The organism is Citrobacter enshiensis, assembly GCF_029338175.1.
Taxonomy (GTDB): Bacteria; Pseudomonadota; Gammaproteobacteria; order Enterobacterales; family Enterobacteriaceae; genus Citrobacter_D; species Citrobacter_D enshiensis.
Genome location: NZ_CP119862.1, coordinates 3,841,256 through 3,852,793 on the forward strand (window position 1 = coordinate 3,841,256; position 11,538 = coordinate 3,852,793).

The 11,538-nt window shown below is 47.4% G+C and carries 10 protein-coding genes, 1 tRNA gene and 1 pseudogene; 2 read left to right on the forward strand and 10 right to left on the reverse strand.

The window, feature by feature from the left end; translation table 11 throughout:
* The first annotated feature begins 28 nt into the window (after positions 1-28).
* Positions 29-322: a helix-turn-helix domain-containing protein gene (locus tag P2W74_RS18305; RefSeq protein ID WP_200041654.1), complete on the forward strand. Its 294-nt coding sequence runs from the start codon at positions 29-31 to the stop codon at positions 320-322.
* Positions 323-781: 459 nt separating this feature from the next.
* On the opposite strand, the gene P2W74_RS18310 is transcribed toward P2W74_RS18305, so the two are convergent.
* From P2W74_RS18310 to proB, 7 genes are all read right to left on the reverse strand, one after another.
* Positions 782-2,089: a WD40 repeat domain-containing protein gene (locus tag P2W74_RS18310; protein ID WP_276292743.1), complete on the reverse strand. Its 1,308-nt coding sequence runs from the start codon at positions 2,087-2,089 to the stop codon at positions 782-784.
* Positions 2,086-3,279, reverse strand: coding sequence for a hypothetical protein (locus P2W74_RS18315; protein WP_276292744.1), 1,194 nt, complete (start codon positions 3,277-3,279; stop codon positions 2,086-2,088). The genes P2W74_RS18310 and P2W74_RS18315 overlap by 4 nt, the downstream gene beginning before the upstream one ends.
* Positions 3,280-3,650: 371 nt before the next feature.
* A complete protein-coding gene (locus tag P2W74_RS18320) occupies positions 3,651-4,178 on the reverse strand; it encodes a hypothetical protein (RefSeq protein ID WP_276292745.1) in 528 nt (175 codons plus the stop codon).
* A gap of 116 nt (positions 4,179-4,294) precedes the next feature.
* Positions 4,295-4,864 carry a DUF4145 domain-containing protein gene (locus P2W74_RS18325; protein ID WP_276292746.1) on the reverse strand — a complete coding sequence of 190 codons (570 nt, stop codon included), beginning with the start codon at positions 4,862-4,864 and terminating at the stop codon, positions 4,295-4,297.
* Between the two features lie 432 nt (positions 4,865-5,296).
* Positions 5,297-5,372, reverse strand: a tRNA-Thr gene (locus P2W74_RS18330).
* Between the two features lie 114 nt (positions 5,373-5,486).
* Complete coding sequence (proA, locus tag P2W74_RS18335) at positions 5,487-6,740, reverse strand: glutamate-5-semialdehyde dehydrogenase (RefSeq protein WP_276292747.1); 1,254 nt, start codon at positions 6,738-6,740, stop codon at positions 5,487-5,489.
* 11 nt (positions 6,741-6,751) lie between these two features.
* Positions 6,752-7,855: a glutamate 5-kinase gene (gene proB / locus P2W74_RS18340; protein WP_192611198.1), complete on the reverse strand. Its 1,104-nt coding sequence runs from the start codon at positions 7,853-7,855 to the stop codon at positions 6,752-6,754.
* A gap of 288 nt (positions 7,856-8,143) precedes the next feature.
* Between proB and phoE the strand changes: the two are divergent.
* Positions 8,144-9,199 (forward strand): annotated as a pseudogene (phoE, locus tag P2W74_RS18345) (phosphoporin PhoE).
* Between the two features lie 45 nt (positions 9,200-9,244).
* On the opposite strand, the gene crl reads toward phoE, so the two are convergent.
* The 3 genes from crl to gpt all read right to left on the reverse strand — a co-directional run bounded on the left by crl (position 9,245) and on the right by gpt (position 11,503).
* The gene (gene crl, locus P2W74_RS18350; RefSeq protein WP_276292748.1) at positions 9,245-9,643 is read right to left on the reverse strand and encodes a sigma factor-binding protein Crl; all 399 of its coding nucleotides are present in this window, start codon (positions 9,641-9,643) and stop codon (positions 9,245-9,247) included.
* A gap of 57 nt (positions 9,644-9,700) precedes the next feature.
* Positions 9,701-10,945 carry an esterase FrsA gene (gene frsA, locus P2W74_RS18355; RefSeq protein WP_276292749.1) on the reverse strand — a complete coding sequence of 415 codons (1,245 nt, stop codon included), beginning with the start codon at positions 10,943-10,945 and terminating at the stop codon, positions 9,701-9,703.
* A gap of 99 nt (positions 10,946-11,044) precedes the next feature.
* The gene (gene gpt / locus P2W74_RS18360) at positions 11,045-11,503 is read right to left on the reverse strand and encodes a xanthine phosphoribosyltransferase (RefSeq protein WP_276292750.1); all 459 of its coding nucleotides are present in this window, start codon (positions 11,501-11,503) and stop codon (positions 11,045-11,047) included.
* Positions 11,504-11,538: the final 35 nt, after the last annotated feature.

Sequence of the window (11,538 nt, forward strand, 5' to 3'; positions counted from 1 at the left end):
CAATTGTTAGAATTAACTGGAGAGATCATTGGACTTAGAAATTACGTTCGGAAAGGTGCTGCGCCAACTTCGTAAAAAGGCGGGCCTGACACAAGAGCAACTGGGTTTTGAGGCGGGTCTGGAGCGCAATTACATCAGCATGCTTGAACTCGGCCAGCGTCATCCATCCCTGGCAACTATTTTCAAACTCTCTCCCCCACTGAATGTTACGCCTTCACATATTGTTGCTCTTATGGAAACAACAATCTCTTCAGAAAGCGCAGACCTGACGACCGACCCAGAGACTGAAAGAGCTATCTCAAAGCCTAAATCACTAAGCTAATGCGGTACTATTACGATAGTGACGATTCGTCGTTTTGTAATGGATACAAACGCCTTAAGCAGAGACAGAAATGACATACACCCTGTCGCTCCTGTAAGAACAAACTGCCGACGAGGAGCTCCTGTAATAGCAAGAGCTTAAAAAGTCACCCTTTTATAACGCTCTAAATGCGATCTGCCTCAATAGAAGATGGGGGAGAAGTCAGCTAATCTCCGGGTAGGTAGCATACATGAAGAGCAGACCGCCTGATGGAACAGATGTCTGCTGTGAGCGAGAAGCAGAAGTACGAAATTGTTCTCACTACCGAGGGTTTATTACTAACATTGCTGTATTGGCAATCCCCCCCATTTTTAACGGAGGTGATAAGTAGAATCAGGTCATGCGTTGAAAATTCAGATGAAAATACCAATAAAAAAAGAGCTGTTGTTGTGTTAAGAAAAGCTCCGGTATTTACCTAATTTATTTGCAATCTGTACTCATCTTGGTTTTGGTCTTAGAGTTTCTCAAGCCAAGACGCCCACTTATCGTAAAGTCTGGCAATTTTAAAAAAAATATTTCGCCTCCTTCGTATATGGCAAGAGTACCATGTGCACGATCTATAGCGGCAACAGAGAAAAAAGCCTTATTGGTTTTGTTACAAACCCTATTAGATTCGTATATTTCACCCTTTACTATATTCCACGCAACATAATTTTTAGCATCACCCGTTACAACTAAACCACTAATAGGATCATAATCAATGTACGAATAATTTCCTCGTTCAGTTTGCCCGCCTTTCTTGATCATCGTCACATCAGTATTATCCCAGATCTGAAGAGATCCCTGGCTCGTTGTGGAAAGCGCTGTGATGAATTGAGTACCCGCTACACAAAGAAGGTCGGTACGCTCTGCATGCTCCGTAATGGCATTCTTTAAAATTCTGACATGGTTTTTACTACCGGTAGAGTTCCAGATTACAAGTCGACCACTGCCAGACACCGCGACCACATTCTGACCACAAAAACGAATTGCATCAAATTTATCCTGACCACTACTTGTGTACAAATATATGTTGCTAGCTGCCGGGCTCTTCTCAAGCCCAGTTTTTATCATAATCATAAAAGACGTCGGCGGATTCACTTCATACCGTGCCAACATATCTTCGAGCACTATCATTGAAGTCTGGTCATCACTAAAAGCCTTCGATAAATCAATAGTATATACTTCATTCATCAACGCACCAGTAATAACAAGTTTATCGGTCGCTGAGTCATAGTCTGTATCACCAAGGGTTTCAAGTTGCTGTCCCTTGAGAACTGAAAAAAATACACCCAAAGTGTTAATGAGGCTCCCATCTGACGCTTGATATAGCCGGATACCACCAAATCGTTCCGTAACTAATATCTGATTTTCATTTTCCCTAAAAAATATCCTTTGAACGGGAAGTTTATCTCGAAAAGAAGAAAGACTTTTTGGTTTTTTTTCTTGGGCCGCTATCACTATTCTGTCATCAATTCTTTTTTTACCTAATTTGATAGCAAGCGGCTGCGTTTGCTGCCAATTACTATCTGCTTCCCATATTTTTTTTTGATTTTTAACATCCCAAAATGTTATCTTACCACTTGCAAAACCGACAACTAAGCGGGAACCATCAGCATTGAAATGAAGCGCTGTCACAATCGATACTTCATCTCTCTTTGCTTCGGCTAACGTAGGATAAGATGACACCACGAGCGCCATAATCACTACAGAAAACCATGCATGCAATAACAGCCTTATTAGTTTCACTTGATCACACCTTCACGATTCAAATAAAGTTGAAAAAGCGATGTTTCAGCAACCTCACCGCTAGCCCCAATGATTTTGACCCTAAGTAACCAGCCAAGTCCTGGTTGCTCCTCTTCTGTGGAGAGGCGGATATTAAAAGAACGTGTCTCACCTGGAGGAATATTGAAAGGCGGACGCAGATCCATTGACTGATCACCGCGTACATGCACCAATCTATGATCATAGGTATGCTCGGGATACACTGGCCCACCCGGCCCCAGACCTAATACTTGTCCAACTTTCTCGATTACATAAACAACTTTCACTATGTCTATTCCAGCTTTACCTGAGTTTTTTAGCACGATGGTAAAAACAGGCTGATAAATACCAATACACTCAAGAATATATTTTTTTGCAATTTCATAATCCTTCGGCACAGTATCTCGAAGATTATCAAGTTCACCTGTTGTAAAAATCACCTTCTGAAATATGTCCCCACGCTCTCGTGCTAATCTCCCTAGAGAATCCGAGTCTGTTAAGTATGATAGTAGCTGAGGAGTATTACGTTCTTGAACAAGACGTCGAAGAATTGGAAAAACATCGCTTTGCGGTTTTTCACCATCAACCCCAGAACATTGACCTTGCTTGAATGCTTGATATACATCTCTGGATGCAGAGTAAGTTTTGTACTTCTTTCCAAAACCAAATAGTGGCTCATTAGTCTCAACAAAACTGGAGAGATCTTCATTCAAGTAGAATGTAACTAATTTAAGAGAAGGTGAAACCGGAGCTGCAAATGCTTCAGACAATCCAAAGAAGCTCCCTAACTTTAAAATTGGGGGGTTAGCGGGAAATGTCACTCTAATATTGTGCTCATAATAAGTCCACGAATTGGCAATGATATACCCAGCCGTCAAGGCAATCTGTACAATAATTTTTGGCGCAACTGTCTTAATTGCAAAAACCTTTGGGGTATAACGGCCAGCTAGCACTAGACCAGCAAGCCATAGAATAGTTGTCGCTAAATAGAACTGTACTTCAATTAGATTTAAGATTTTTAGCAAGTTGTCGATAGCAGCTAAAATAATTCCCAAAGCACTAGCCGCCAATGCAATTGGACCTAGCACTTGTTCAGCCGATAAGTGGGGATTGCCATTTGATTCTTTCTTGCTGGTTTGTAATTTTTCCTTTTTTCCTAGGCACCTGAACATTTTGACTCCCTTGCGACTGTGACATGGAGGGCATAATAAATGTAGATTAGCCGGAAAATCGTAACGGCGAGGTAATACGTTTGATGTAGTTAGGACATGGGAACATCAGTCAACTATAGGGCAGTTTCATCTACCGGGGCGGGGGAGTCCAAATGTAAGTATCCCACCCAAGCGGACCATGCGCTTTTAGATATCGGACCTAACGTGCCCTAACGTTCACAATGTCTGCTGATGGCACTAAATCGCCCGCAGGAAGGACTTCGGTCAGTGATGAGCGAAGAGCGGACCCAAAACTTATGGTGTGTTGAGTAATTGAAAATGAGTCAATCGAATACAATGTGCATTTAAGACATGATCATTATGTAACCCTGTTAAAGGATAAAGTCAGGGCGTTGTGTTGCAATGCATACAGAGACTTTTTCAATGAGTTCAAGGCAGTTTTCAATAAAATCATCATCGACTCTTACAAGTCCAATAACACCGGAAACATCACCCTCTTCAAAAGTTGGTGTAGACGGTGTTTCCACAACGAAATTAAGCGTACTAATTTTACCAACAAGTTTCGCGTAACTTACACCATCTCCATGTTTTAACGCATTGATTGCAAGGTAACAGTTATGGAAATCTTCTTTTAAAGTTTGCTTACCTGCCTGATCAAGTATCAACTCAGCTTCTATAAAACCATTTTTGCAATTAAGTCCTCGTTGCAAGTGTGCTTCAAAAATTGAAAACATTCCTACTGCATGAATGATCCTTTGTAGATTTAGTGCTTGGAGATTTTTGACGGGGGGAGTTGAGCCAGTTTTCGACAGTTCATTCGCTGTTTTTTCATAGGCTTCGTTTATCATGCTTAACGAAAAATGAGTACATCTGTATGCGAGATCATGGAAGTGGTGCATCTTTTTGAGTTCCTTTAGATGTGGGCAATGTCAGTATCTGGCACACCCAGCCCTGCAGGAGGCAAGATGCTATCATTTCCGGTGGCCACCATTAGAATCTGGCTATTATAGCTATTTTACATGTCGGGCAATTCCGGCTCGATAATAAGTAGAGAGATTTGAACGGCTATTTTTAGATATCGTTCAGCTTCATCTTTTGTGAGTTCGAAATCTCCTAGGTGAGCCGCTTCATTTCGTAGCTTTCTCATCTTGTCCACCAAGATAGCTGTGGATTTCTCAATTTTTCCTTCTCTCACTAACCAGTCAATAAACAATGCAGGATTAATTCGCGGAACAGATGCACCTTGGACAAATCCCGCCCTTCCTGCCGCTTCTTCAATCAGTAACCATGACTCCATAATCGCAGCTCTGGGTGAAACATCAGCAATTCGTTCCAGTTGTGCCATCCGTTTAGAAAATTCAATATCTTCCTCAGGTAAATTGGTTGATGATTCAACCAAGGGAGACTCGTTCGCTAAGTCTTCAACAGCTTTTAATCCCAAAGTAAATTCAGCTTCAGCATTTCCAAGTTTTACCTTAGATAATCGTAGGATCAACTCCTTTACATCATTACCATATTTATGAACAAACCATACAAAAGCCAATGGCCAAGCTAAAGCTGATACCAATTCTGCAACAGTAGACATTTTAATCTCTCACGCTCTCGATTCTCTTATGCATTAGATTACATAGTATTGAAATAAAACAATATGAGTTCAAGCGCCCATTCTGGACAACCCTAACCAGTAGCATTTTGTAGCCAGCGCGATAAACGTCCGCACTTGGCACTCAACGGACATATAAACTTCGCTGGCAACGGTGTTTGAACTATCCATCCATCGGAATACTTCAGCATCACAAATCATCACTCTTATTCGGGTCTTGAACGCCTCTCAGAGCCCAGAATATAGAGCGGACGATGGTGAACAACAGAAGTTCGCTTTCAGGTAAGAGTGTAAAATGCAAAAAGCCAAGTCGTCGGAGTGTTTATACGAGGCGGTGGAGCGTGGGAAAAGTAACCCCAGCGTAACCCTGAGCATTTAGAAAGGAAGAATTAAAACTGTAACTGCTTGATATCATGGTGCCGATAATAGGAGTCGAACCTACGACCTTCGCATTACGAATGCGCTGCTCTACCAACTGAGCTATATCGGCCCTGATGAGGACATGTCCACAAGTGTGAACACGGGGTAGAAGGTTAAAACTAACCGGGCGATGCGTCAATGGCCTTGCGAATCAAACGCCTATTTTTGCATCACCCAGCATCAATTATGCACGAATGGTGTCGTCACCAATGCCAATCCACTTGTAAGTGGTCAGTGCTTCCAGTCCCATCGGACCGCGCGCGTGTAATTTTTGCGTGCTCACGGCCACTTCCGCACCGAGACCAAACTGGCCGCCATCAGTAAAGCGTGTCGAGGCGTTAACATACACAGCAGATGAATCCACCTCGTTTACGAAACGATCGGCGTTGCGCAGCGTACGCGTCAAAATGGCGTCGGAGTGCTGGGTGCCATGCTCACGAATATGGGCAATAGCATCATCGAGGTCAGTCACGATTTTGACATTCAGGTCCAGCGACAAAAACTCGTCGTCGTACTCTTGCTCTTTCACCGCTACCACGTTCGCCGGTCCCGCGTTCAGCAATGCCAGCGCCACAGGGTCAGCGTGCAGCGTAACGCCGCTCTGCGCCATCTGCTGGCTCAGGGCAGGCAGAAAGCGCTCCGCGATATCCTGATGCACCAGCAGCGTTTCCACCGTGTTACAGGTGCTCGGGCGCTGGGTTTTGGCATTGACGATGATCTTCAGCGCCGGAGCAATTTCTGCGCTGTCATCAACATAGATATGGCATACGCCAATCCCGCCCGTGATCACCGGGATCGTGGCGTGCTCGCGGCACAATTTGTGCAGCCCTGCGCCGCCGCGCGGGATCAGCATGTCGATATATTTATCCATGCGCAGCATTTCGTTCACCAGCGCACGATCCGGGCTGTCGATCGCCTGTACGGCGGCTTCTGGTAGACCGCAGGCTTTTAATGCCTGCTGGATCACGCGTACCGTTGCCGCATTGGTGCGATACGTCTCTTTCCCACCGCGCAAAATCGCGGCATTGCCTGTTTTCAGGCACAGAGACGCAACATCAACGGTGACGTTAGGACGCGCTTCGTAAATGACGCCAATGACGCCCAGCGGCACGCGACGGCGCTCCAGACGCAGGCCGCTGTCCAGCAAACCACCGTCGATCACCTGTCCGACCGGATCGGCCAGATTACAAACCTGACGAACGTCATCGGCGATAGATTTCAGGCGTGCAGGCGTTAACGCCAGACGATCCAGCATGGCTTCGCTGAGACCATTTTCGCGCGCCTGGGCAACGTCCAGCGCATTCGCACTCAGGATACTTTCAGTTTGCGCTTCCAGTTCATCGGCTATTTTTTCCAGCACGCGGTTTTTTTCACGACTGGAAAGCAGCGCCAGCTTATACGACGCTGCTTTGGCAGCAATACCCATTTGTTCCAGCATACGTCGGCTCCTTAGCGGGTGATCATGTCATCACGATGGACGGCAACCGGGCCATATTCATAGCCAAGAATAGCGTCAATCTGTTGGGAATGGTGACCCGCAATACGGCGCAGCGCGTCGCTGTTATAGCGGCTAACGCCATGGGCGATATCACGCCCTTCCAGATTGCAGATGCGGATCACTTCACCACGCGAGAAGTTACCTGTCACGCTTTTAATGCCTTTTGGCAATAATGAGCTGCCGCGTTCCAGAATCGCTGAAGAGGCCCCTTCATCAACGGTAATTTCACCGGCGGGCGGCGCACCGAAGATCCAGCGCTTACGGTTCTCCAGTGGAGAGGCTTGCGCGTGGAAGCGTGTGCCGACGGAAACGCCTTCCATCACATCGCCAATCACCCCCGGTTTGCTACCTGCGGCAATAATCGTGTCAATGCCTGCGCGGCAAGCCACATCCGCCGCCTGCAGCTTGGTTCCCATTCCGCCAGTGCCAAGGCCAGAAACGCTGTCCCCGGCAATCGAACGCAGCGCGTCATCAATACCGTAAACGTCTTTGATTAACTCGGCTTGCGGGTTGGTGCGAGGATCGGCGGTGAACAGCCCCTGCTGATCGGTCAGCAACAGCAGTTTATCGGCACCGGCCAGAATCGCCGCCAGCGCAGAAAGATTATCATTGTCGCCGACTTTAATTTCAGCGGTAGCGACCGCATCGTTTTCATTAATAACAGGGACGATATTGTTGTCCAGCAACGCACGCAGCGTGTCGCGGGCGTTAAGAAAACGCTCTCTATCTTCCATATCCGCACGCGTCAGCAGCATCTGCCCGACATGAATGCCGTAAATAGAGAAAAGCTGTTCCCAAAGCTGGATCAGTCGACTCTGCCCTACCGCCGCCAGCAGCTGTTTAGACGCAATGGTCGCCGGGAGCTCGGGATAACCAAGATGCTCACGTCCGGCGGCAATCGCCCCCGAGGTAACGATAACAATACGATGCCCCGCGGCATGTAGCTGCGCACATTGGCGAACAAGTTCAACGATATGGGCACGGTTCAGGCGGCGCGATCCGCCTGTTAGCACACTGGTGCCAAGTTTTACCACCAGCGTCTGACTGTCACTCATGATTCTCTGCCGTTCAAAGTGGGAAAAATGATATCAAACGAACGTTTTAGCAGGACTGGCGGCGGTTGCCAATAACCAGAACACAAAGCATGAGACTTTGTTGAGCAGGATCAGCAAGCGTAGCGGCAGTTTTTGACGTTTTTATTGCTGCAATAATAAATCACTCTTTTTTAAAAATAGTCTTAATTTGTCATAAATCCTTCACTGCCAGACGTTAAAAATCCTTCTGTTTTTTCACGGGGATCGCACCCAGCAAATTTTAGCGCGTTATTTAAATCAGGAATGAAAATGAAAAAGAGCTCTCTGGCATTAATGGTGATGGGTATTGTTGCATCGGCATCCGTACACGCAGCAGAAGTCTATAACAAAGACGGAAATAAACTGGATGTGTATGGCTAAGTGAAAGCGATGCACTATATGAGCGACAATGACAGTAAAGATGGCGACCAAAGTTATGTGCGTTTTGGTTTTAAAGGTGAAACGCAAATTAATGACCAGTTGACCGGTTATGGTCGCTGGGAAGCGGAATTTGCCGCCAACAAAGCCGAAAGCGATTCATCACAACAAAAAACGCGTCTGGCCTTCGCGGGGTTGAAATTAAATAATATGGGTTCCTTTGATTACGGCCGTAATCTGGGTGCACTGTATGATGTCGAAGCCTGGACAGATATGTTCCCGGAGTTTGGCGGTGACTCTTCCGCACAGACCGATAACTTTATGACCAAGCGCGCCAGCGGTCTGGCGACGTACCGGAATACGGACTTCTTCGGCGTAGTTGATGGCCTCGATATCACCCTGCAATATCAGGGGAAAAACGAAGACCGTGATGTGAAAAAACAGAACGGCGACGGTTTTGGCACGTCTCTGACCTATGATTTCGGCGGCAGTGATTTCGCTATCAGCGGCGCGTATACCAACTCTGACCGGACTAATGAGCAAAATCTGCAAAGCCGCGGTACCGGTGATAAAGCGGAAGCCTGGGCGACCGGTTTTAAATATGATGCCAACGATATTTATCTGGCGACCTTCTATTCCGAAACCCGCAATATGACTCCCATTTCGGGTGGTTTTGCGAATAAGACACAAAACTTTGAAGCCGTGGCCCAGTATCAATTTGACTTTGGTCTGCGCCCGTCTCTGGGGTATGTCCTGTCAAAGGGTAAAGATATTGAAGGTGTAGGCGATGAAGATCTGGTGAATTATATTGATGTCGGCGCGACATATTACTTCAACAAAAATATGTCCGCATTTGTTGATTATAAAATCAACCAACTGGACAGCGACAATAAGCTCGCGATCAACAACGATGATATCGTTGCTGTGGGGATGACCTACCAATTCTGATGAGATGGCCGGATGGCGACGCGAAGCCATCCGGCAAAATATCTATTACGCTGATAATTTAACCGGCTCTTTAAAATTCTCAGCAGGTTCCAGCGCCAGATTTAAAGACTTCAGCAACCCTCGTAATTTTTCATGAAACTCGCGTAAGGTGTATTCCAGTCGGTCTTCAACCTCTGCCTCTTTTATGGGTACGGCGGTCCAGTTACCGTCTTTGTCAAACAGACCAAACTGGTAGCTGTAGGTAAAGCGCTTCTCTTGCGCTTCCAGTTCCATCCACCATCCCCAAAACTCACGCTTTTCAGGCGCGGGCTTCACGTTGACGCAAACTGCCAGACAATCGAAAAAAAATCGATTATCTTCGCACTGCCCTTCACGGATGTAAGGGCCGAGCGCGGTGAATTTCTTAATCAACCTACTTCTCGGGTGTCCACTCGGTAACGTCATTGCGATCTCCTTAGGTGAAGCAACTGTTTTACCAAATCGATAAAATTTAGCAATCTCTTAACACAATCTCTGATTGATCCACTCAGCAATTTCTTTCAGTGCTTTGTCAAAATTGCGATACACCGGATTAAACGGGATCTCCATCAACTTACCATCCGTAGATGAAGACGTGATTAAGCGCGATTCCTCTTCCGGGCTAAACGGATCGTTTTTCCAGAAACCCGATAACATCGGTGTAGGACAACGTCTGCCCAACAATCCCTGAACCTTCAGGGAGTAGCGATTCAGTTCGACCCGCAGTGCGTCATCGGACGCATCGTGCATTCCTAAACGGCTGGCCAAAACGTCAAGATACATTTCCGGTACTGCGCCCTGCCGTTGCGGATCGCTCAACAGCGCATGTACCACTGGCCCCAGACACGCCACCGCTTTGAGACGAGGTGCTTCGAGATAGGCCAGGCGCACCGCGACGTTAGCGCCAAAGCGAAAACCAAATGCCGCTACGCGGGTGTGATCAACCCAGGCAACGTCAGGCAACGCTTTCAGGACATGCTGATGCAATTGACTGGAGTCCTGCGTCAATTTCCATTTTGAGGAGAAGCCAACCGAGGGCATATCCAGCGTTAACATGGCGATGCCGCGCGGAGCGAAATAGCGCTCATACAACGTGTAATAATCGGTTTGCATGGCATCGAGGCCCCCACACATCAACACCGTTGGAAACGGACCTTCACCTTGTGGCATATGCAAAAAACCCGTTATCGGCGCGCCGCCGGGAATGGCAAATTCCATTTCACGTAATGTACCGGGTAATCTTTGCGCGGCCTCTTCATAGGCACGGTTCGCCAGAGCCTGAGCCTGCTCCGCCAGATCGTCGCCTTTCAAATGCGGATAGGCGGCAATATTGTATAAGGTGGCCGCATGTAACCAGTGGCGGCCGCTAAGCTGCGCGTCCTGCTCCTGGCAGGCCTTCTGCTGCCACTCCATCGCCTGTTTTGCCCATTCATAGATCCAGTTGCCGCCACGATAGCCGATCACCGTGTCGTACAACTCCTTGTCCGTCCGCTCAGCCTCGCTCATGACAATGCGGGCCTGCACGTCCAGGATTTCACGCGGATCAACACCGCGCCAGATCCACATCAGACGGTTAATCATGCGATACCAGTGTGGGATGGTTTTACCATCCAGCGTGGACTGCACAGACGACGACGGCCCGTTATTGAATCGACGGACAAGCGTTGACGTTTCAGGGTGTTTGAAGCGGGGTTTAAACAGGGTTTCGCTGAGGTTAGCCTGTGACATTCGTGCAGCCTCCATAAATACTTACTGAGGCCTATTGTAACGCGTGTGTGAGTAAAAAGAACAACGCCCGGCATTACCGGGCGTTGAAAATGTCAGGGATTAGCGACCGGAAATCGGCGGAATGAACACTACGCCCATATCCCACGGCTGCTCAATCCAGGTATCCTGAGGAATATCAACGACATAATCGTTCACCAGCGGACGACCAGCCGGTTTCGCGAAGATGGTGACAAAATGTGCCTTAGGATACATTTCACGGATCGCCACGGCGGTGCCACCGGTGTCGACCAGGTCATCGATCACGATGAAACCTTCGCCGTCGCCTTCCGCACGTTTCACCACTTTCAGCTCGCGCTGGTTGTCGTGGTCATAGCTGGAAATGCAAACGGTATCGACATGACGAATACCCAACTCACGTGCCAACAATGCGCCCGGTACCAGACCACCACGGCTAACGGCAATAATGCCTTTCCATTGTTCTGAAGGCATCAGGCGGCTTGCCAGTTTGCGTGCGTGAATCTGCAACATGTCCCAAGTGACGACGTATTTTTCGCTCATGTGAAGTGTCCCAGCCTGTGTATCTACGGCTTAAA

Coding starts and splice junctions, on each gene's coding strand:
- P2W74_RS18315 (WP_276292744.1), bottom strand. CDS start 3,279: ATGTTCAGGTGCCTAGGAAAAAAGGAAAAATTACAAACCAGCAAGAAA.
- P2W74_RS18320 (WP_276292745.1), bottom strand. CDS start 4,178: ATGCACCACTTCCATGATCTCGCATACAGATGTACTCATTTTTCGTTA.
- P2W74_RS18325 (WP_276292746.1), bottom strand. CDS start 4,864: ATGTCTACTGTTGCAGAATTGGTATCAGCTTTAGCTTGGCCATTGGCT.
- proA (WP_276292747.1), bottom strand. CDS start 6,740: ATGCTGGAACAAATGGGTATTGCTGCCAAAGCAGCGTCGTATAAGCTG.
- proB (WP_192611198.1), bottom strand. CDS start 7,855: ATGAGTGACAGTCAGACGCTGGTGGTAAAACTTGGCACCAGTGTGCTA.
- crl (WP_276292748.1), bottom strand. CDS start 9,643: ATGACGTTACCGAGTGGACACCCGAGAAGTAGGTTGATTAAGAAATTC.
- frsA (WP_276292749.1), bottom strand. CDS start 10,945: ATGTCACAGGCTAACCTCAGCGAAACCCTGTTTAAACCCCGCTTCAAA.
- gpt (WP_276292750.1), bottom strand. CDS start 11,503: ATGAGCGAAAAATACGTCGTCACTTGGGACATGTTGCAGATTCACGCA.